Genomic DNA, 22,434 nt, shown 5'->3' on the forward strand with positions numbered 1-22,434 from the left:
CCTTACAGAATGGAGTGTTCTTCATGGAGATAGATGTAAGTGTGATTATTCCATCATATAATCGATATCCACAAAATCTATTAACCCTTTACTCTTTACAAAATCAAAGCTTTGATCCTTCTAAAATGGAAGTTATATTTATTGATGATGGTTCAACTGACGAAACACCATGTATTTTAAACCAGTTCACACCTCCATTTCTTTTTAAATATCTGCGTAATGATAAAAATTTTGGTCGGTCAATATCAAGAAACATTGGTATTGAAAGTTCATTAGGGAAGATCATTATTTTATTGGATGCCGAGATGATTGTTGATCCAGATTTTGTACAAAATCACTATAACCATCACCAAACTGAAGAAAATCAGGTTGTATTAGGTACCTTTTATTATAAAAGTGTCTATACTTGTATCTTTCCTGAATTCGACCCCGTGACAAAGCTCAAAATAGAAAACATATTAAAAGACAAGAACTTAAACCTATCAAGTAAAGAACTTCAGCTCAATAAAGGAAATATCGTCCAACTACTATCACAACAAGATATTCAGGCTCAAAAATATCAACTTTTGGCTCATGAAGCACCTTACTTTCCACAAATACTAAAGCATTTTGGGGAACAATTGAGTGGATATCATCTTCCATGGACCACATTTCTTAGTGGATTTGTTTCAATTCCAAGATCATTACTTGATAAAATTGGTGGTTTTGAAGAAAGTTTTAAAGGATGGGGATTTGAAGACACAGAACTTGGCTATCGGCTTTATCTCGCCGGAGCTAAATTTCGCTATTATCCTAACGTATCTGCCTATCATCAAGAGCATCCCATAAATTATGTAAACATTTACCACGACTTAATGAAAAATTTTTATCGATACCAAGAAAAATACAACACCTTTGAAATTTCTGTCCACATATTAGTTCTACTTGAAGAAATTGATATGATAGAAGAAAATCTTGTCGTACGACAACATAAGCAACTTACTCAGGACTATCCTGATGACTTTGCACATTTTAAGAATGGGTTTCATATGATTCTTCAAAAAATAGCGTTCCTCTGTTCTAAGGATAAAACAATATCAAACTTATTGTACGAACTAAATCTGAAAGATCCAAAACAATGGAAACAAAAACTATTATCTGAAAGAGATCATATTAATTCTCTTGGTCATTATCAAAACTTTATTAAAGCGTTTAATACTATTGAGCACCTCTTATAGTTTTTTATTGACCTATTCTTAACTTGAGGTCTGTCATTTATCGATTCCTATTTAAAAATAAAGAAAACCTGACTGAAACTTCTTAGCCCAAGTCAGGTTTTTATCATTCTATGCCGTATATGTTCTATTTTTTGATCGTTATTCGAAAAAATCTTTTCCTTTTTCACTGATTAAAAATTGAATAAAGGATTCATTGTCTGTTAATTGTTTCTCAATATTTGAAGCAGATTTCATAACAAAGAATAAGCCAACTTTAGCGACAAATAAAGGCAATAACTTTTTCTCTTCAAAGATTAAGTCACTATAGCCTTCAACAAACAGGTCTGCATATGCCTTCTTGTCATGACTAGAAGCATTCATATAAATATGATATAAACCATAGGCCACATCGTATAGACGTATTTCACGTTGGATTCCATCCAGATCAAGAATACATGACACTTGTTCTTGATTGTCATATATGAGATTCCAAGGATGCCAGTCGTCATGGATGATTGATTGTGGAAGATGGTCGATGCTTTCTTTCGCCCATTGTTGATTCACATGATAGTACAAAGATTCTACGCGACTCAAAGCCGTTTTAGAGATCCTGTTACGCTTCTTATATAGATTTTTTAGTTTTTTTTCTAAGTTTTCTTCAGATGGATGATTTTTATAACCTGGTTGTGGTCCTTGAATACGGTCAGAAAGCGTATGATGAAATTGACTCAGTGTTTTTCCAAAAGATTTTATTTGATTGGGAAGAAAACTAAACTTTGAACCTTCAATAAATGGGAAGACTTGGACCATTCTATTTTTGTCAATAAAATAGCAATCACCCATTTTATTCCTGATTGTGCTTTGTACGGGTAAATTAACTTTTTTCAAACACTTTACAGTGTCTTCTATATAGAAGATGCGCTCTTTTGAAACAGGAAACGTAATATATCTTAAAACAAACTTTCCTTTTAGTGTTTCAAGGTAGATATTTGTATTAGTAGATCCTCCAAGCAAACTAATTTTCTGCTTAATTCTGCCTAGATTATATTCATTACAAACCTTTTGAATATCTTCTAGTAAAATTGGCTGTCCATATTTATCCTTTGTTATAATTTGCTGGTTAGACATATAATCCCTTCTTTAACCTGTATTAACAATTAGTAAACCCCACTTCTAACCGAAGGAAATTTAGGAACTGAAGTGGGGATTTTAAAGAAATACAAAAATCTAGTACTCTATCCCATAATGTTCACGCAAAGCTTTCTTCCATTTGGAATAGCGTTCATAATCCAATTCTTTCACTTGTTCAAGAAACGATCCCATCAACCTTCTCTTACGTAACCCTTTTAAAAATTTTATAGGGGCAGTACGGTTAATCGAGAGCGAATTAACATGATCTATGACCTTTAATCCTCCATTTACAACGTAAATATGGCGAAGATTGGCATCAATCCTTTTATATCCTACTTTTTCCATTTGGTGAAATAAAGATAAAATGCGTTTCGTCATGCTATAAGGAAAAGTGGTGTATTTCTCAAGATAATCTCTTAATGATTCTCCATTAATATATTCCATCACAATATAGTTTGGACCTACTTCGAACATATGAGGTACAATATTCGAGTTTTGCCCTGCTTCTAGTGCATTTCTTTCCATCGTACAATATTTTTCATCAACATATACCTTGACGCAACGATCATCAGATACCTTAAATACGGCCCCTTGTAAACCCTTACCGATTAATTTATACGGCGTTGGATTGAAAACGTCTAATTCCGTACCGTCATTATTTTTTTGGACACTAATTTTTTTTAAGTCCTCCATGTATTTAAACCCCTTTATGACTACTATATTCGTTAACTAAGATTTTAGACACGGCGATTAACTACTCTTCAAGAAAGAACTCTGGTATTTCAAAGAAACAACCCACTTATTCATGTTGATATGCCTATACCACATCTTCTTTACCTTCATATTATATTAAGAACGTTAATAAAAATTGAATAATGAGGTGTTTTCACATATGAAAAAAATCCTAATAACTGGGGTGGCTGGTTTTTTAGGATCACACCTAGCTAAAGATCTCGTAAATGAGGGAAATGTCGTCATAGGTATTGACAATTTTGTTTCAGGAAAATATCAAAATATCAAAGATCTCCCATCCAAACTTTTCTCTTTAATAAACACAAATGCAAGCTCAAACAAATTGCTTAGTCATTACTTATTACAAGACATTGATGAAATCTATCACTTGGCATCACCTGCTTCACCAAAGTATTACCAGGCATCCCCATTAGAAACAATCAAAGTCAATACTCAAGGGACAAAAAACATGCTGGAACTTGCCCAAAAAAACAACGCAAAAATGGTTTATACGAGCACTAGTGAAGCATATGGAGATCCGGAAATAACACCTCAAATTGAAAATTACCGTGGAAACGTTAATACATGGGGACCTAGGGCTTGCTATGATGAATCAAAAAGACTTGGAGAAGTTTATTGTTACCTTTATTACACATTATTTAATACAAAGGTCAAGGTCGCTAGAATCTTTAATACGTATTCTGCAGGTTTGGCCAATGATGATGGCAGAGTGATCTCTAATTTCGTTAACCAAGCGTTAAATAACGAAAGTTTAACTGTGTATGGAGACGGTTCACAAACACGCTCATTTTGTTACGTAACCGATACCATACTTGGGTTAAAGTTATTAATGAAACAAGATGAAGCAAACGGAGAAATCATTAATATCGGGAATCCGAACGAAATTAAAATTATCGATTTAGCTAATATCATCATTTCTCTAACACAAACAAAAAGTCAGATCACCTTCCATCCATTGCCAGAAGATGATCCGAAACAGAGACAACCTGATATAACAAAAGCAAAAAAATTGTTAAATTGGGAACCAAAAGTTGATCTTGTGAAAGGTTTAAAAGAAACCATTAAAGTCTACAAATTAAATCTTAGAAAGTAGTGGTATTGTGATTCTTGTTACTGGGGGAGCAGGTTATGTTGGTAGTCAAGTTGCTCGGATGCTATTAGATCTAGGACATGAGCTAATTATTTTTGACAATCTATCCAATGGCAACAAACGGGCGATTGACTCAAGAGCTAAATTTATTCATGGAGACTTAACTCGATATTCCGATATTCACGAAGTCTTTCGTCAAAATAAAATTGATGCTGTTATCCATTTAGCCTCGTATTGTTATGTAGGTGAGTCGGTCTTAAAACCTCTTGATTACTATCAGAATAATATTGTGTCAACGCTAAATTTACTCCAAGCCATGGAAAAATTCGATGTTGATAAACTTATATTTTCTTCTTCATGCGCTGTGTATGGAAGTCCATCTGTTCAATTAATGAATGAATTAACACCTACCAAACCTATAAATCCTTATGGAAAATCGAAATTAATGAATGAAACGATTATTCAAGATGTGGCTAAAACGACAGGTTTAAACTATGTTATTTTGCGTTTCTTTAACGTTTCAGGTTCAGACTTTGAACACAAAATTGGAGAAGATCACACTCCCGAAACCCATCTTATTCCGAATATTATACAATCAATTTTAGATAAAGATAAAACCATCGAGATTTATGGAGATGATTATCCTACCCCTGATGGGACTTGTATTCGAGACTATATCCATGTAAAAGATATTGCTTCTGCGCACATCAAATCTCTGAACTACCTCCTTTCAAATAATCCATCAAATAAAATATATAATTTAGGAACAGGTAAAGGGCACTCTATCAATGAAATTATAAACTATTGTGAGAAAGAAGCTTCTAAAAAAGCAAAAACTAAATATAGGAAACGAAGACCAGGGGATCCCGATACATTGGTCGGTGATTATAGTAAAATTCATAAAGAACTTCATTGGGAACCAAAATATACAATTCAGGACATTATTCATTCAGCATGGAAGTGGCATTCAACTTTTCCAAAAGGGTATAAAACGGAAGAGTAATACTAATAGGTCTAAAAGCGTTTTGCTTAAGGAAGACGTCATGTACGTCTTCCTTTTGTTATGTAGATTGACAAATTCCATCGAATCGCTTGAATTGAAACATATACATCTCCATTGATATACAGACGTTTCGTACCTCTCTTGTAGGGATATTTAGAAGAACGATGAATCTTTGAAGTTTAAATGAGAAAAAACGCCAAAAAAAGTGGAGATAGATCCACCTCCACTTTCAGTATTTATTTAATTCGTTCCATTTTGCAATCGAAAAACATTAGAGTTGTATTTCATCCCTTTGGATTTCAAGTAATTAACAATATAGTCCTCCTTATATCCTTCAAGAATTAATACACCATCCGCCTTATGATTGACAACATATTTAAAGGCTTTCTCTGCTGCTTCTAAGATCCTTCCCCCCGTGCAATAAACAATCTCTAAATCAACATAAGGAAGGATATTTATATAAAAATTGGAAATGGCTTTTTTTGTCCCTAGCAATACAAACTTGGGTCGATCATGTTTATAATAAATTAACTCTCTAATGTACTTACAAGTGATATGCATCATTTCATTACATGTTTCAGGCCAATTTTTGTTTGATAATGATTTTAAATATATTCGATATTGATAAAGAATTTCAGGCACCTTTTCAATTAAACCTATTTCTCCCATTCTAATCCACAAATCCATATCATAGGCTATCTTATAATTAGGATCGTATTTTCCGGCTTTAAAGAAGGCTTTTTTGGAAAAGGCGACCGTTCCATGACACAATGGACAACCTCTTAACTTTTCATAATTAATTTTTTCATTTGTATCGAGGGTATTCCAGTATTTTTCTATTGCCTTCAGTCTATATTGATCAATATCATCTTTACCTGTAATGCACTCCATAAATGTTCCTAAAACGGCAATATTGGTATTCGCATTTTGTATATACTCTACTTGTTTTTTTATTCTATCTTTGTAACTAATATCATCTCCATCTTGAATAAATATCCAATCGCCTTCTGCTAATTCGATAGCTTCATTTAACCGCTTAACAGATCCTTCATTGTGTGGATAGTGGATAACTTTGACTCTAGGATCTTGTATTCGATTTAGTATTTGACTTGTGCTATCCGTTGAACCATCATTTACGATAATATATTCAAACGTGTTATATGTTTGGTTAAGAATACTATTAATCGCCTCTTGTAAATATTCTTCTCCATTATAAACTGTCGTTACGACGGTTACTTTCATAAAAAGGTCCTCCTCTAATGAATGATGAAAACATTCTCATTTAATTTCAGGCCTTTATTTTGAAGAAAAGATAAGATCGTCATCGAATGTTCATCACCAATCATGACTATGGCATCTACTTTCTTTTCTTTATAATGCTCAAAAGCTTTTTCTATTGTTGATTGATGACTGCTTTTCAAATAGTTATGAACGAAAAAATGGCCCTTAGGGACGATCAATGAGCCAAAGGAGTTAAAGTCTTCTTCTTTTCCGATGATGGTGAAGGATGGCTTTCTTTTTAGATGATTAAATCTTTGCTTACAAATGTACTTCATTGTAATTTCCCGAACCTCTTTCATTGTCCATGACATGTTTTTCCTGCCAAGAGAATTTGAAACAACTCTCCAATAATACAGAACTTCGGGTACCTTTTGTAAGGGAAGGACTTCTTGCATGCGTAACCATAAATCATAGTCATAGGCAATTTTATACTTAGGGTTATATCCTCCTACTTGATCATATATCTTCCTAGAAAATATCATTGACCCGTGACAAAATGCATTTCCCCAATATCGATAATCATGAATATGATCTTTATCAACGCGAATATTAACTTCGCCATCTTTTCTTAATTGTTCATAAGGAACATTCTTATCTCCTGAAAAACATTGGACGAGTGAACCCACACCAGAAATACCTGGATGTGCTTTTATATACTCTATTTGCTTAGCAAATCGATGTTTACTACTGATATCATCAGCATCATGGATGGCAATCCATTTACCTTTAGCATACTCAATCCCTTTACGTAGAGAAGCCGATCCTCCACAGTTCTTTTTTGAATTGATCACAATCACTCGACTGTCGTTAATTTTTTTTAAGATTGTCGATGTATTATCTTCAGAGGCATCATTCACAATAATACATTCAAAGTCTTTATAACTCTGATTAAGAATACTATCAATCGCTTCTTGCAAATAATCTTCTCCATTATAAACTGCCATGACCACAGATAAGAACATCGCTATAGCCTCCTATCTCTTTATTTCAAAAATAGGCATTCCATAGTTTACTAGTTTCCAATTCCATAATAGTCAAATCCGATTTTTTCCACCGTCTCTTTATTAAGCATATTTCTTCCATCAAAAATAATCGGTGAGTCTACTAAGGACTTCATTTTTAGCCAATCGAGGTTTTTATACATCTCCCACTCCGTGCATAATATAACCGCGTCTGTATCCTTCAGTGTTTGATAAACATCATCGCTTTGAATGACATTCTTAATACCTATTTTTACCACTGGATCATGGACTTTCACTTTAGCACCTGCATCAAGTAATAGAGATATCACTTTAAGTGCGGGAGCTTCTCTCATATCATCTGTATTAGGTTTGAAAGTCAACCCTAAGATACCAATTGTTTTACCTTTTAACTTACCTAAAACCTTCTTAATTTTCTTTAGAAGATAGTTAACCTGCGTTTTATTTGTATTTACAGCAGCATTTAAAATGGTTAACTCAACCTGGCTATCTTTCGCTGTTTTCAGTAAGGCATTAACATCTTTTGGAAAACAAGAACCCCCATACCCTATGCCTGCCTGCAAAAAGTATTTTCCAATTCGTCGATCAAGTCCTATACCTTTTGCAATATCGTTAATATTAATGTCTAGTACATCACATAATCTTGCTAATTCATTCATGTAAGAAATTTTTAACGCCAAAAAAGAGTTAGCGGCGTATTTAATTAATTCAGCAGCTTTTGGAGAAGTTATAATAATAGGACAAGTAAAGTCCTTGTAAAGACTTTTCATCATGTTTGTTGCTTTTTCATTTAAACTGCCAATAACGATTCGATCTGGATTCAATGCATCTTGAAGGGCAGATCCCTCTTTTAGAAACTCCGGATTAGACACGACATCAAACGGAATATCATTTTTTTGATATTCTTTAACCCAATTTTCAACTAATGCTGCCGTACCAACGGGCACAGTACTTTTATCAACTATAACTTTATAAGTATTCATATATTTGCCTATTGTTTCTGCAACATTTTTGACATAACGCAAATTAGCACTTCCATCTCCGTCTTGTGGCGTCCCGACACAAATGAAAATGATTTCATTTTCTTTAATTGCTGTAATTGGGTCAGTGGTAAACGTAATATTCTCCCCATCAATATGCTTTTTAAGGATTTCTTCTAATCCTGGTTCAAAAAAATGAAGTTCACCCTTTTCTAACTTGTTAATTTTATTTTTGTCGAGATCAAGTCCTGTTACTTTGTGTCCCATTTCACTAAAAACAAGTCCTGTTGTCGCGCCAACATAACCTGTGCCAATAACTAAAATATTCATGTTGCAAGTTTCCCCCTGGTGTTATGCTTTTATTTTTCTGTTGATTTCCAGACTTTATTTATAAGGGCGATATATTCCGGAATTTTCGACACATCGTATGTTTTGCCCTTTATGACTGTCGCGTAGCTAGGGTGTTTTTTTAACATTAGCTTTATGGCATCGGTTAGCTGCATTTCAGATCCGATACCTGGTTTTGTTTTTTCTAAATAATCAAATAGCGTTGGTTCAAAAATGTATCTGCCAATGACGGCAAAATTAGAAGGCGGTGATTCCTGTGGCTTTTCAACAATGTCTTCAATTTTGTATTGATTATCCGCTATTTGTTTTGGGCTAATCACCCCATAGTTTTTCAACAGTGAATCATCCACGACTTTTAAGCCGATAATACTAGCTGCTTTATAGTTTTGGTACATATCAATTAATTGTAATAACGGAGGGTTGTTTTTTGATAGAATGATTTCATCAGGGAGCAGGACGGCAAAAGGTTCGTCTCCAACAAATCGTTTTCCTAAGTTTACGGCGGACCCTAAACCACTGGCATAATTTTGTCTAACATATTGAATGCGCACATTGGGGATTTGTAATTTCTCTATCAATTCGGCTTTGTTGTGTGCTTTAAGATACTCCTCTAATTCAGGATTTGTATCATAGTAATCAAGTATTAAATTTTTAGATCTAGAAACCACAATTAATATATCTTCTATACCTGATTCAATAGCCTCTTGGACGATATAATCAATCGCAGGTCTACCACAGATAGGGATCATTTCTTTAGGTAAAACTTTAGTAATGGGTAAATTCCTTGTTCCATATCCTGCCGCTGGAATGATGGCTTTTTTAACCCTTTTCATGTCTGTCCCTCCTTTCCAAGTAATATCAATGTATTCATTAAAGGTAGTAAAGTAAGTTGTCCACCGGGAGAAAGGGCTATATATAGGTGTTTGTAGGTATAGGAAAAATGCTTAAGGATTAAAATGAAGAAAACTTCATCAATAGGAGCAGTTATAATTAAGACTGTCAAGTTTTACTAGGTTAAACTAAGTATTTTATTATTTAAATTTTTGTTATAATTAATCCTTGATTGTATGGGTTTCGTTACTACGACCGTATTTTTCATATGGACTGAACATCTCATTGGTACATTATTCAAGTTATGGTCCCTACTGAAAACAGTTTAGTTTGTATTTTCTCAAGGAAAATTTGAGATTAAAAAAGTCAATGAGTGAGTGTTCAAAAGGGTGACAAATGAAAAGGGTTACTGGCTAAGTACGCTGGCATCCTGCAAGAAACGCCAGTACTAGCCCGTCCTGGGCGTTGGAAGGAAAAGAGCGACTCAGTTCCTTAGGACCGGAACTCCACGGGATGTGGTAGCTTCAGGTGCCAGCCACACACCTGAGCGATTTAGCTAGAGATCCTCTTCTATCCGCTTCATGGGGAACGGAAAAACAAGTAAGCGATGTCGCACTTTCATTTGGTGCTTTTTGAACATCCTCTAAGGGTAAAAAAGATATAAGATCGAAAGGAAGGTATATTAAGGTGAAAAAAGAAGGACAAGATGAGAACTTAAAAAAAGGGCTCTTGCCCCGCCATATCCAACTGATGGCTCTTGGTGGAATGATTGGAACGGGGATTTTTAAAGGAACAGGAGATACGTTAAACATTGCGGGTCCCGGAGTTATCCTTGCTTACCTACTTGGTGGATTATTATTATTTATCGTCATGGTGGCCTTAGCTGAAATGGCGGTTGTCTATCCTGAGCTTAATATTCAGCACTTGATTCATAAAGCCTTTGGTTTTAGGGCATCGATTATCGTTGGTTACCTCTATTGGATCAACTGGATTATTGTGACCGTTGTTGAGATTCTCGCGGCAGGATTTTTTCTACAATATTGGTTCCCTGCTGTACCACTTTGGGGACTCTCACTCATATGTGCCCTTGCTATACTACTTGTGAATTTTTCTAATGTTAAGTATTATGGTGAGTTTGAATTCTGGTTTGCAGGAATTAAAATTTTTGCTATTATTGCTTTCATCATTTTTGGATTAGCCATTCTTTTTGGGGTTGTTCCTGCTCATCACATTCATCCATCATCTAATTATTTTGATCATGGTGGTTTCTTCCCGCATGGATTTAGTGGCGTTATGAATGCCTTTTTAGTTGTCATGTTCTCTTATGGTGGTTCAGAATTGATCGGTTTGACGATTACGGAAACAAAAGATGCTGAACGAATCTTACCAAAAGTCATCAAAGGGGTGATTGGACGCGTTCTGATCTTTTATATTGTCCCGATTATCATTATTTGCGGACTTATTCCTTGGGACAAGGTATCAAACTTAGAGAGCAGCCCGTTTGTTCAAGTTTTCAATCTTATTGGGATTCCTGGTGTATCTCATATAATGAATTTTGTCATGCTTACAGCTGTTCTTTCTGCAGCCAACTCGGGTGTCTATGCGACAACAAGAACACTCTATTCCATGGCACAAAGAGGCGAGGCTCCTCCTTTCCTTTTGAAACTTTCAAAACAAGGTGTACCGATTGGTGCTATAACACTTAATTCCGTGTTCTTGCTTGTTGGCGTTTATCTTGCCTATCTATACAATGGCCCCATTATCAATGAATTAATGAGTATACCTGGTTTCACCATCATGATTGTGTGGATGGCCATTTGCCTAGCACAGCTAAAATTGCGTCCATCTTACCCTGTTCGCCCATATTTTAGAATGTGGTTCTTCCCTGTCACAACCGTGGTTGGGTTACTTGCCCTATTAGGTATTTTTATCTCATTTGTTATCAATAAAGCCAATTTTGTTGGGTCAATGACTTGTCTTATTATTATGGCTCTCCTTATTTTTCTTTCATTTTTTATTAAAAAAGATTAAATTCATTTTTTAGAGATGCTATTCGCATCTCTTTTTTTATACTTCAAGAAAGTATCCGTAGTGACACATTCTAGGCCTTTGTTCTAGCGCCTTACAGGCTGGCGGGTAGGCAAGTTTTCTTTATATTTTGGAGCGCCTATTGTTTTTAAGTGTATTAATTGATATAATACACTTAATTCAGTTAATACTTTGCACCTTGATGGGAGGAATAAAGATGGATGCAAAACAGGTTGGTTCATTGCAATTTATGATCGATTTCAGCCTCCCCCTTTACGAACAAATTCTTAATCAAATTCGCAGTAGTGTCGCGAAAGGAGAGATTGGTTTGGGAGAGAAGCTACCATCTGTTAGGGAGATGGCCCATAGCCTAAAAGTGAACCCTAACACGGTTATGCGAGCGTATCAAGAGCTTGAACGAGACGGTTTGACCGAAAAACGCCGCGGTCAAGGCACCTTTATTACTCATGACAAAGATAAAGTGGCTGAATTTAGAGATGACCTCGCTAAAGAATACATTTTAAATTTCATAAATAGTATGGAAAATCTAGGTTTTTCACTGACTGATATACAATCCTACTTAAAAATAATAGTGAGGGAGGGGCACCCACATGATAGAAACAATCATTAAATGTGAACATGCAACAAAGAAATTTGGTGATCGTTTCGCCTTAAATGATCTAAACCTTGAAATACCCAAAGGAAAAGTCATCGGTATTCTTGGCGAAAATGGGGTTGGAAAATCGACACTATTTCGGGTCCTTGTCGGATTAACACGATTGGATCAAGGAAAAATAACCGTTCTTGGTGAGCAGCCAAATATCAAATTAAATGCCAACATTGCTTACTTACCGGATAGAGCGAGCTGGTATCAAGATCAAACCGTGCGAAAAGCCTTTGAATTTGGTGTTAAACTACTTCCCCATTTTAATATAGAAAGGGCAAAGCAATTTGCTTCACTTATGAATCTTGATTTAGATATGAAGGTATCCAGTATGTCTAAAGGGCAAGAGTCAAGACTCATGCTTACGATGTGCATGTCTCGAAACGTTCCTCTTATCATCTTAGACGAACCTTTTTCAGGGATTGATGGAACATCGAGAGAACATATTATTGAAAGTATGATAGATTACATGAGCGATAGAGAAGTAACCATTTTAATGACAACTCATGAAATCTATGAAGCTGAAGGCCTTTTAGATTACGCCATCTTTCTAGATAAAGGTCATGTTTTAATCGCAGACGAGGCAGAAAATTTAAGACGTGAGCATGGTTCGCTTCACGATTTATCTCGAAAGCTGTATCGATGAGGGAGGGAGCAACATGTTATCTGTTTATTGGAATCTAGTCAAACACGATTTGAAATATCGTTCGAATAAAAATTTTAATTGGAAAACGTTTCGTTTTTGGACCTATGTCTACTGTATTCTTTTTATTATAGGCGTTTTTGGTGTCTTTACTTATGGAAGCTTCCATTGGAAGATAAACCTTACAACCATCTGGTATTTTCTCTGGATCCTGCCCTTCTTTACTTTTGGAATGGCTATTGGAAAATTGAAAGATGAATTTAAAAACGGGACCTATGGCTGGTGGCTCACACTCCCATATCCACGCTTAACACTTATATTAGCAAAACTATCAGCCTGCGCTATTCAAGTCGTTCAGATTATTATAGGGATTTTTGTTTTAATCACCGTTTTAGGTGGTTACATTTCATTTCTTAGTCCTGAAGGCTCGATGGACCGTTTTGTAAACTTTGTTAAAGTAGGTCTAACATGGAATGTTATTGTTATTCTATTTGTTCCTATCATGCTGAGCTTAGGTCTTGTTGTCGGCGTGCTAGTACAGTCTTCTTTAAAACCATTTCTAGGGTTCTTTTGGTTACTTTGGGGACTTTTTTGGGTGTTTTTTAATGTTTTTGGAACGAAGGATAACTTTGGATTTTTTCAATCTTTCTTTCAAACAAACCCTATAAGACTCGAAACGATCACAACGATCCTCACAAGTTGGATTCTCAGTTTTCTTATCTTGATTTTAATGGCAAAAGTTCTTGAAAAATATATTAAATTATAAAATGGGAGGCGTCATTCATGCCATTTCTGCTAGAGATTCAGAACTTAAGAAAGACTTATAAAAGTAAAAAGGCACTTGATGGTGTGTCCTTTTCCGTTAAAGAAAAAAGCTGCTTTGGACTACTTGGACCAAATGGCGCGGGTAAGTCAACCACGATGAAGATTTTGACCGGTGTGCTAACCTCGGATGGTGGAAGCATTAACATGTTTGGAAAAGATGCTCGCAAAAATAGAAAAGCGATTCTTCAACACATTGGATATGTGCCACAAGATATTGTTCTGTATGAGAAATTAAGTGCCTACGACAATCTCGTTTTTTTCGGTAAATGCTATGGACTTGATGGAGATGTACTTAAGGAACGTATTAATGATGTATTGAAACAAACGGGATTATCTGACCGAGCGAAAGATACAGTCAAAAGCTACTCAGGCGGGATGAAACGTCGAATTAACATTGCTGCTGCCCTTCTTCACAAGCCCAAGCTACTTATATTGGATGAACCTACTGTTGGGATTGATCCGCAATCTCGCAACCACATATTTGATATGATTCGTTCGCTAAAGGAACAAGGGACAACAATGATTTACTCTACTCACTACATGGAAGAAGTTGAAGCTCTTTGTGATGAGATTGCTATTATTGATAATGGAGAAGTTGTCACTCAAGGGACACTAGACTACTTATTTACTGAATATGGACGTAAAGCTGTCTATATGGAAAGTAAAACAAACTTCCCAACAGAAAAACTTACTGGCATAGAAGCTGTTCATTCTCACCATCAAGGGCTGATTATCGAAACAGCTGCTCCAGTTGATTTAATGGAACAAATTATTCACATATCAAAAGAACAAAAGATACTCTTACACCATTTGGAAATCGAAAAGCCTTCACTCGAATCTGTATTTTTGTCATTAACAGGAAAAACGCTAAGAGATTAATCGTTAGGGGGGATTCTATAAATGAATAATATTTTATTAAAAGAAATGCAATTAATGTTTAAAGAAAAAGCAAATCTTATTTATCTCATTATAATGCCGCTTGCTTTTATCATCATTTTTGGAACGATTTTTAACCACGCGGAAGATTCTACCATTACAGTAAATGTGACAGATAACGACCATTCTGCTGCTTCAAAAACATTTATTGCCCAAATGAAAAAGATTAAAGGTTTTGATGTTAAACTAAATCACAAAGATGTGGACAAACAGATTTCGCAAATTAAAGACGGCAAATTGAACTCACTCATTGTGATTCCAAAAGGGTTTAATGACCAGCTTGCATCAGGACAAAATAAGGCTAAAATCAGTTTCTATCAAGACGCTGCAGCTAGCAATGAAACCGCATCAATAGAAGCCATACTAAAAAATCTTTCTAATCAATATCGTGAAAATCAAATTGTGGGTGCTTTAGCCAAGGATGGTAAAACTGATGAGCAAATCAAAAGCATTATGAACTCACCGGTTACCATTGATTCTGTTAAAGAAAATTCCCATAACGTCGATATGATGAGCCAAATGGTTCCTGGCTACACCGTTATGTTTGCCTTCTACATCTTTATTAGTGTCATCAAGCGATTCTTTACAGAAAAAGAATCCGGTATGATAAGTAGATTGCAAAGTACAGGTATGAATCCGCTCAGTTATCTGCTTGGAATGTGGATACCTCATTTCTTAACCATCATGATTCAGTGTATTGTTTTAATTGGATTCGGACACTTTGTATACGGCATGCATATTGGAAGTTTTATCGGCATCTTCCTGCTGATCGTCTCTCTTGCTGTATGCGGCTCAAGTCTCGGTGTCGCCCTTTCCTTTATTGTAAAAAACGAGAATCAGGGCATTGGCATGACACAATTCATCGCTCTTGGTGGTGCGATGCTTGGAGGATTATGGTTTCCATCCAATATGCTTCCGAAATTTGCTCAAGCCATTGGCAAATTCACACCTCAATATTGGGCTCAACAAGGTTTCCTTGACGTTATCGTACGAGATATCCCTGTAACTGGACTATGGAAATCATTTGCTGCCTTAATAGCCTTTGGTATCATTGGAATTATCATTGCTCTAACAAGATATAAGGCATTTTTGCGCTCAGCTATAGAATAGTTTATCATCGATATTAATTTAAGATCCTTGTCTATTTTTTAGCAAGGATCTTTTTCTTCATGAGCCCTAATTATATAGGTTGAGCTTTATTTAGGAACTCAGATTGCATGACTTCTGGACTGAATTGCACCGCTTCGTACTCGATTTGCACGACTTTGAACTCGAATTGCACCACTTCGTACTCGAATTGCACTACCTCGTACTCGATTTGCACCACTTCAAAGTCGAATTGCACCACTTCACCCTTATAGGTCTATATGATTGGATATCCTCCAGTTTATAGGTTCTTCTCCTACTGATTCTAGAAATTGATTGGTTTTCGAAAAGGGACGGCTACCAAAGAAACCGCGATGTGCTGAAAATGGGCTTGGATGTGGTGAGGTAATAATATAGTGATCCTTGTTTGTAATTAACGTTTGTTTATTCTGAGCGTGACGTCCCCATAGAATAAATACAATGGGTTTTTCTCTTTTATTTAGACTTAGGATCACATGATCGGTAAAATGCTCCCAGCCAAAATTTTTATGTGAATTCGGCTCGCCTTTTCGCACAGACAAGACTGTATTCAAAAGCAATACGCCTCTTTTAGCCCATTCAATAAGGCAACCATGTTCTGGGATAGGGTACCCCAAGTCACCATGCAATTCTTTAAAAACATTTTGCAATGACGGCGGTTTCCGGACACCGGGTTTTACTGAAAAACTAAGACCATGAGCTTGATTTGGACCATGATAAGGATCTTGGCCCAAGATAACAACTTTGACTTTATCAAAAGGCGTCTCATTCAGCGCGTTAAACAAATCATACATATCTGGATATATGATTTTTGTTTCATATTCCTTTTTTAGCTTGGTTCTTAAATCTTTATAATAAGGCTTTTCGAACTCACTATTCAGTTCTTCAGCCCAATCATTTTTTAAAATTGTTTGCATATTGAACATCCTTTGATTCCTAGCATTAATAAGATAATCTTTAGTAGACAACTTTCCAGTTATGATTAACCGTTGCTTTGACTACTTTTCTATCTAAAATATAATTGGCGATAAGTTCGGATACATCAATTGGAATATCCTTTATGACCGGTTTTCCTTTATACATCGGATAATCTCCTGCTCCCCCAGAACGGTAATTGTTCATAACAACATCAAATTCACCTGATAAATCCAGTGGAGCCCCTTTATACTCTAGTTTAGTGATTCGTTCACCGACAGGTTTCGAAATGTCGATGATATAATCTATTCCTTCCCACATATCATAGTTATAATGTTGCGGTTTAGGGGTTGTAAAGGTTGTACTTACTTCTATTTCCTTGCCGTTATAGGTTTTAAAATAACCAGCCGATCGTTCTAGACCATCTTTAATATCTTGACCTGATATACGGATGACTTTTAACGTATTCGGGTAAATATAATTTGATACGACATCTCTCATGGTTACAAACTCTCGGAATCCGGGAGATTTATTATCAAACAGGGCTGTATTGGATATATCAACACCTGCCGCTTCCATTTGAACTCTATTTATGAACTCAATTAAAGGGTTATCCTGAATTCTTATTTTCATTGGATCCTTGACCGTCATGTCCCCGTCAATTTTTCCAATCGGTTGGTCTAGCCACTTTTGGGTTTCTGATTCATATTCACTCACATTTTCAAGTAATTCCTGATCCTCTTTCACGTCTTCAACTGGTAATAATTTCGATTCTTTCGATAAAATCCGAACACCATCAGATGTTTTTTCTAGTTCCAGTGTAACTTTAGCTAAATGAGTTCCATTACACCCTGGTTGAACGACGACAACTCCATTGACTTCCTTTTTTTCAATTTTTCTGTGTTGATGACCCGTTAATAATACATCAATACCACTAACTTCGGTGCATAGGCGATAGCCTTGATTTTCTCCTGTCAACGTTTCGGTAGGTCGGCCCGAGTCAAGGTCTGACTCAAAACCTCCGTGATAAGAAACAACGACCACATCTACCTGTAATTGATTTCTTAAATATGAAACCCATTTTTTAGCAGAAACAACGACGTCTTCGAATTCCATATTATTGATGTGTTCAGGTTTTTCCCAGTTAGGAATATAATGAGTGGTCAAACCTAAAATACCAATTTTCATGTTTTCGTATGTTTTAATAATATAAGGTGTTCCATAGTAAGGCTCTTTTGTCTCTAAGTTCAATATATTAGCAGAAAGCCACGGAAAACGAGATTCATCAACTGCTTTTTGTAAAAGGCACTGTCCGTAATTAAACTCGTGATTTCCAAAGATGGCTGCATCATAGTCGAGCTGGTTGGCTAAAACGATCATCGGGTTTGGTTTTTCATGATTTAAGCGTGCATAATGATAAGTTAAGGGTGTGCCTTGTATTAAATCACCGTTATCAATGAGAAGAACATGATCATTCTTCTCTCTTTGTTTCTTAATGATACTTGCTATCTTACCTAACCCAGAATGCTCATAATTATTATTGGCGTATTGAATGGGAAAAATATGTCCATGAATATCACTTGTCTCAAGAATGACTAATTTCATTTGCTTCATCACGTTCCATTCCTCGTCTCTCATTTTTAGAAGATTGCAAGCCCTATTCATGATCTCTATGTTCAATCTGCTTGCTAGATTTCCTCATCTATTTATTTTTTAATTACGTAATAGCCTATGTTTAATTTTTATTTTAGCATAAGTTTATACTCGTTAATATTTATTGCTTAAAACTGACAATTGGTTTTATTGATAAATTTTCTCACTAATATAATTTTTTATAAAATTTTATACTTTAGCATTTATTTCCTTAAAAAGATATATTATGATAGATTAGTATTCTATTTCAAAAATAATGGCTAGGGGGTCAAAAGTTTATGGTAAAAAAGATCGTCTTATTATTTGCTGCCTTAAGTTTAATCATCGGAGTTCTTTCCGGATGTGGTAGTAAATCTTCTGGGGGCTCGAAAGACTATGTTCCTAAGAAACTCTTAATTGGATTTGTTCCATCTTCAAATGCAGATACTCTTGAAGCAAGAGCTAAACCTCTCGCCAAATTGCTACAAAAACGTCTGGGTATCCCTGTTAAGGTCACCGTGACAACGGACTATAATAGCATTGTAGAAGCAATGGGCCATAACAAAATGGATATTGGCTTCTTACCACCTACAGACTATGTGCTAGCCCATGATAAAGGTTATGCTGACGTCCTTCTTCAAGCTGAACGCTTTGGTGTAAATCCAAAAGACGGTAAGTCGACTAATGAAAAAGTAGACTATTATTACTCTGGTATGTTAGTTAGAAACGACTCAGGAATAAAATCGATAAAAGATCTAAAAGGTAAAAAAATTGGTTGGCAAGATACCACATCAACAGCAGGCTACGTATTCCCAGCTGTAACCATGAAAAAAGCAGGTATTGATCCTCAAAAAGACGTCACTGGAGTCACCTTACAAGGTCATGATAAAGGGGTATTAGCTGTACTAAATAAAGATGTTGATGCAGCACCCGTATTTGTTGATGCACGTAACATTGTGGCTGCCGAATATCCTAACGTCTTCAAAGATACACACTATATTTTCCAAACGGCTAAAATTCCAAATGACACGATCAGCGTTCGCCCTGACATGTCTAGCAAGTGGAAAAAGAAAATCTCTGATGCATTCGTTGATATTGGTAATGATCCTGAAGGAAATAAAATTATTATGTCCATTTACACTCATTCTGGATATGCTAAGTCCAAAGATTCTAACTTTGATATAGTACGTGACTATAACAAAAAAATCCAAGAAGTTGGAAAATAAATTTTTAAAATACATAGGGGCGCTCGAGTATGAGCGGCCCTTATTTTATATCTACGACACTGATAAATGCGTCGTGTTGATACCTCATGTATCTGAAAAAATAGATTCAACTATAGCTGTTTTGTTTTGTAGAGACAAGAACGCCATTCGGATTTGTCTACTTGAACACGCCTCCACTCAGAACACAGCAAGATTAAAGTCTATATGTTATACAATCCTTTTCCTTATCGTAGCCGAAATATAATCGATAATCGTCACCATTACAATAATACCAATCAAAATCATACCAACTCGATCCCATTTATGTCCTTGAAGAGCAAAGATAAGCGGTGCACCAATCCCGCCAGCTCCTACAATTCCTAGAATTGTCGCTGCCCGGACACTTAATTCAAACCTGTAAAGGGTAAAGGAGACAAAAGAAGGCATAACTTGCGGGACGATGGCAAACCAAAGCGTTTGAATTTTATTTGCGCCACAAGATTTCAAAGCTTCAGAACTACTAAAATCCATATCCTCTATCGATTCTCCAAAGAGTTTTCCAAGCATTCCAATAGAATGAAACCCTAGAGCTAAAATACCAGCAAAAGGACCTGTTCCGACTGCTGCAATAAATAATAGAGCTAATATTAATTCAGGAAACACACGAATGGCGCTTAATACAAATTTACCTATACTGGAAACAAATTGATATTTGTTCATATTTCGTGCAGCCCAAAACGCGAAGGGAACACAGAGAATAGAAGAAATAAATGTTCCTAATACAGCTATGTAAAGTGTTTCAAGTAACGTTCTTAATAAATCCTCCCCCTCAGGATCATAAAAGTAATCCCAATCTGGATGTATTAGACCTGAGAAAATGGCTTTTATAGCCTGGACAGCAGAAGGTTTAAATTCCATGGCTGGCATGCCACTAAATGCCCAAATATAGATAACAGCAATAATGATGACACTCGTCCAAATCTTGATTCGCCGCATGATTCGTTTTTTTCTAATCGTCTCATTCATATCAATTTCTCCCTACACTTGTTACTGATCATGTCAATGATAACGACGACAATTAATGTGTAAATAATAATAGTCGATACCCTTTGATATTGAAATAATTTGAGCGTATTATTTAAATACAAACCAATGCCACCTGCTCCGACATAACCTAAAATGGCAGCAGCACGAACATTGATTTCAAAACAATATAGCGTATAGGATACAAATGATGCTATTACTTGAGGTACCACACCATAGAAGATCCACTGAATTTTATTTGCTCCTACAGCCGTCATGGCCTCTAATGGACCATTATCAATGGCTTCTACTGCCTCATAAGCGAGTTTTGCAATAACACCAAATGAAAAAACAGATAAGGCCATAATCCCTGCATTATCTCCAATACCAAGCACTGGAACAAACAGAGCAGCTAGAAGTAATTCAGGAATCGTTCGGATTAGATTCATAACAAATCGGAATGGGTAATAAATCACTGGCCACTTCACGACATTTCTAGATGATAGTAACGCAAAGGGTATAGCAATGATCGCCCCATAAGTCGTCCCAATAATCGCCATTCGAATCGTTTCTAACATGGGGTCTGTCACATAACTAAAGTAGCTCCAATCAGGTGGGAGCATCTCTAAAAACAAGCTTCCCATTCCTGGCAAACCATCTATTAAACTACTTATTGATACTTCTGATCCTGCGCTACTAGCCCATAAGATGATGATGATAAGAATAAGGGTCACAAGACGTTTCATCAAGGATAATCTTCGCTTCTTAAGTGCATCCATTAAACCTTCGCCCCTAACATTTCATCTTGCTTAACAGGTCGTCCATAGATACTTGAAAATACATCGTCTGTTGCATCTTCAACAGATCCATCAAACACAATTTCCCCCGCACGGACACCTACAATACGCGTCGCATATTGTCTCGCTAAGTCAACAAAATGGAGGTTAACGATCGTTGTTATCCCTGTCTCCTTATTAATTCGCTTCAAATCATCCATGACTTGTTTTGTCGTTAGTGGGTCTAGTGAAGCAACAGGTTCATCAGCCAGTATAATTTTAGCCTCTTGAGCAAGAGCCCTAGCGATGGACACTCTTTGTTGTTGTCCCCCAGATAACTCGTCTGCTCTTGAATAGGCTTTTTCTTCAAGATTTACACGTTTTAAAGCATTTAAGGCAATCGTTATATCTTCCTTAGGAAATAAACCAAGTATAGTTCGGATCGTTGAGTGATATCCTACTCGTCCAGAAAGGACATTACGAAGAACTGTTGACCGTTTAACTAAATTAAAATTCTGAAAAATCATGCCAATATCTCGTCGACATCTCAATAAGGCCTTTCCTCTCGCTTTCGTAATTGATTTCCCATCTATGATAATTTCACCGGATGTAATTTCGTGAAGTCGATTGATTGACCTAAGCAGAGTTGATTTACCTGCCCCGGAAAGACCTACAATCACAACAAATTCTCCTTTATTAATTTTAATGTTTACATTATTCAGACCTTTTGTTCCATTAGGGTAGACCTTGGATACATCCTTGAACTCAATCATATGTACTCTACGCTCCTTTTTATGATGGCTACTTACAAATTAGCCTATCTTAAATCTACCAATGGTCATAAAAAGATACAAGTAAAATCTACCATTTTACAAATAATTTATCAAAAAATGGTCTTGATTTTTATGTACTTCTCATAAATTAGTATGCCAAAATAAAAAAGGTCAACTACTTTATTCAATTTGGTCTTTTCCCTTGCCTTTTCTAAGCGACTATGGGGTTAGTTGTTTGCTAAAACAGCCTTTCACTATTATTTAGAGAAATCAAAAAAACCCTTCTCCACTCGGAA

At 35.8% G+C, this 22,434-nt stretch carries 21 protein-coding genes; 10 read left to right on the top strand and 11 right to left on the bottom strand.

Going from position 1 to position 22,434, the window contains the following annotated elements:
* The first annotated feature begins 23 nt into the window (after positions 1-23).
* The gene (locus FG390_RS04050) at positions 24-1,217 is read left to right on the top strand and encodes a glycosyltransferase family 2 protein (RefSeq protein WP_141189756.1); all 1,194 of its coding nucleotides are present in this window, start codon (positions 24-26) and stop codon (positions 1,215-1,217) included.
* A 138-nt stretch (positions 1,218-1,355) separates the two neighbouring features.
* Here the strand turns inward: FG390_RS04050 and FG390_RS04055 are convergent, their stop codons facing one another.
* Together FG390_RS04055 and FG390_RS04060 are read right to left on the bottom strand one after the other, a co-directional pair.
* Positions 1,356-2,324 carry a phosphotransferase gene (locus FG390_RS04055; RefSeq protein WP_141189757.1) on the bottom strand — a complete coding sequence of 323 codons (969 nt, stop codon included), beginning with the start codon at positions 2,322-2,324 and terminating at the stop codon, positions 1,356-1,358.
* A gap of 99 nt (positions 2,325-2,423) precedes the next feature.
* Positions 2,424-3,020 (bottom strand): protein kinase family protein, encoded by a 597-nt coding sequence (locus FG390_RS04060; protein ID WP_141189758.1) that lies wholly within the window; start codon positions 3,018-3,020, stop codon positions 2,424-2,426.
* Between the two features lie 199 nt (positions 3,021-3,219).
* Here FG390_RS04060 and FG390_RS04065 point away from each other — a divergent pair, with 199 nt between their 5' ends.
* Positions 3,220-4,173 carry a GDP-mannose 4,6-dehydratase gene (locus tag FG390_RS04065; protein ID WP_141189759.1) on the top strand — a complete coding sequence of 318 codons (954 nt, stop codon included), beginning with the start codon at positions 3,220-3,222 and terminating at the stop codon, positions 4,171-4,173.
* Between the two features lie 7 nt (positions 4,174-4,180).
* Positions 4,181-5,173: a UDP-glucose 4-epimerase GalE gene (galE, locus tag FG390_RS04070; protein WP_141189760.1), complete on the top strand. Its 993-nt coding sequence runs from the start codon at positions 4,181-4,183 to the stop codon at positions 5,171-5,173.
* 240 nt (positions 5,174-5,413) lie between these two features.
* Here galE and FG390_RS04075 read toward each other — a convergent pair whose 3' ends face one another.
* From FG390_RS04075 to FG390_RS04090, 4 genes are read right to left on the bottom strand one after another with little or no spacing between them, the layout of a single operon-like run.
* Complete coding sequence (locus FG390_RS04075; RefSeq protein ID WP_141189761.1) at positions 5,414-6,415, bottom strand: glycosyltransferase family 2 protein; 1,002 nt, start codon at positions 6,413-6,415, stop codon at positions 5,414-5,416.
* A gap of 14 nt (positions 6,416-6,429) precedes the next feature.
* Positions 6,430-7,416, bottom strand: a complete 987-nt coding sequence (locus FG390_RS04080) for a glycosyltransferase (protein WP_141189762.1) — start codon at positions 7,414-7,416, stop codon at positions 6,430-6,432.
* 50 nt (positions 7,417-7,466) lie between these two features.
* Positions 7,467-8,744, bottom strand: coding sequence for a UDP-glucose dehydrogenase family protein (locus FG390_RS04085; protein WP_141189763.1), 1,278 nt, complete (start codon positions 8,742-8,744; stop codon positions 7,467-7,469).
* 29 nt (positions 8,745-8,773) lie between these two features.
* Positions 8,774-9,595 carry a UTP--glucose-1-phosphate uridylyltransferase gene (locus tag FG390_RS04090; RefSeq protein ID WP_141189764.1) on the bottom strand — a complete coding sequence of 274 codons (822 nt, stop codon included), beginning with the start codon at positions 9,593-9,595 and terminating at the stop codon, positions 8,774-8,776.
* Between the two features lie 748 nt (positions 9,596-10,343).
* On the opposite strand from FG390_RS04090, the gene FG390_RS04095 reads away from it, so the two are divergent.
* The 6 genes from FG390_RS04095 to FG390_RS04120 all read left to right on the top strand — a co-directional run bounded on the left by FG390_RS04095 (position 10,344) and on the right by FG390_RS04120 (position 15,799).
* On the top strand, positions 10,344-11,624 hold the full coding sequence (locus FG390_RS04095; protein WP_141189915.1) for an amino acid permease: 1,281 nt from the start codon (positions 10,344-10,346) through the stop codon (positions 11,622-11,624).
* A 214-nt stretch (positions 11,625-11,838) separates the two neighbouring features.
* Positions 11,839-12,252 (top strand): GntR family transcriptional regulator, encoded by a 414-nt coding sequence (locus FG390_RS04100; RefSeq protein WP_141189765.1) that lies wholly within the window; start codon positions 11,839-11,841, stop codon positions 12,250-12,252.
* Complete coding sequence (locus FG390_RS04105; protein ID WP_141189766.1) at positions 12,233-12,931, top strand: ABC transporter ATP-binding protein; 699 nt, start codon at positions 12,233-12,235, stop codon at positions 12,929-12,931. The genes FG390_RS04100 and FG390_RS04105 overlap by 20 nt, the downstream gene beginning before the upstream one ends.
* Positions 12,932-12,944: 13 nt before the next feature.
* Positions 12,945-13,694 carry an ABC transporter permease subunit gene (locus FG390_RS04110; RefSeq protein ID WP_141189767.1) on the top strand — a complete coding sequence of 250 codons (750 nt, stop codon included), beginning with the start codon at positions 12,945-12,947 and terminating at the stop codon, positions 13,692-13,694.
* Between the two features lie 17 nt (positions 13,695-13,711).
* A complete protein-coding gene (locus FG390_RS04115) occupies positions 13,712-14,632 on the top strand; it encodes an ABC transporter ATP-binding protein (RefSeq protein WP_141189768.1) in 921 nt (306 codons plus the stop codon).
* A 21-nt stretch (positions 14,633-14,653) separates the two neighbouring features.
* Positions 14,654-15,799: an ABC transporter permease gene (locus FG390_RS04120; protein ID WP_141189769.1), complete on the top strand. Its 1,146-nt coding sequence runs from the start codon at positions 14,654-14,656 to the stop codon at positions 15,797-15,799.
* Positions 15,800-16,044: 245 nt separating this feature from the next.
* Here FG390_RS04120 and FG390_RS04125 read toward each other — a convergent pair whose 3' ends face one another.
* Together FG390_RS04125 and FG390_RS04130 are read right to left on the bottom strand one after the other, a co-directional pair.
* Positions 16,045-16,731: a uracil-DNA glycosylase gene (locus tag FG390_RS04125; RefSeq protein ID WP_141189770.1), complete on the bottom strand. Its 687-nt coding sequence runs from the start codon at positions 16,729-16,731 to the stop codon at positions 16,045-16,047.
* Positions 16,732-16,771: 40 nt separating this feature from the next.
* Positions 16,772-18,343: a bifunctional metallophosphatase/5'-nucleotidase gene (locus FG390_RS04130; protein ID WP_141189771.1), complete on the bottom strand. Its 1,572-nt coding sequence runs from the start codon at positions 18,341-18,343 to the stop codon at positions 16,772-16,774.
* 317 nt (positions 18,344-18,660) lie between these two features.
* Between FG390_RS04130 and FG390_RS04135 the strand changes: the two genes are divergently transcribed.
* Entirely contained in the window at positions 18,661-19,587 is a 927-nt protein-coding gene (locus FG390_RS04135; protein ID WP_141189772.1) for a phosphate/phosphite/phosphonate ABC transporter substrate-binding protein, read from the top strand.
* A gap of 207 nt (positions 19,588-19,794) precedes the next feature.
* On the opposite strand, the gene phnE (FG390_RS04140) is transcribed toward FG390_RS04135, so the two are convergent.
* From phnE (FG390_RS04140) to phnC, 3 genes are read right to left on the bottom strand one after another with little or no spacing between them, the layout of a single operon-like run.
* Positions 19,795-20,592, bottom strand: a complete 798-nt coding sequence (phnE, locus tag FG390_RS04140) for a phosphonate ABC transporter, permease protein PhnE (protein ID WP_141189773.1) — start codon at positions 20,590-20,592, stop codon at positions 19,795-19,797.
* A complete protein-coding gene (gene phnE / locus FG390_RS04145) occupies positions 20,589-21,368 on the bottom strand; it encodes a phosphonate ABC transporter, permease protein PhnE (protein ID WP_141189774.1) in 780 nt (259 codons plus the stop codon). Before phnE (FG390_RS04145) ends, phnE (FG390_RS04140) begins: the two co-directional genes overlap by 4 nt.
* Positions 21,368-22,138: a phosphonate ABC transporter ATP-binding protein gene (phnC, locus tag FG390_RS04150; RefSeq protein ID WP_141189775.1), complete on the bottom strand. Its 771-nt coding sequence runs from the start codon at positions 22,136-22,138 to the stop codon at positions 21,368-21,370. Before phnC ends, phnE (FG390_RS04145) begins: the two co-directional genes overlap by 1 nt.
* Positions 22,139-22,434 lie beyond the last annotated feature (296 nt).

The organism is Terrilactibacillus laevilacticus (assembly GCF_006517395.1).
GTDB lineage: Bacteria > Bacillota > Bacilli > Bacillales > Sporolactobacillaceae > Terrilactibacillus > Terrilactibacillus laevilacticus.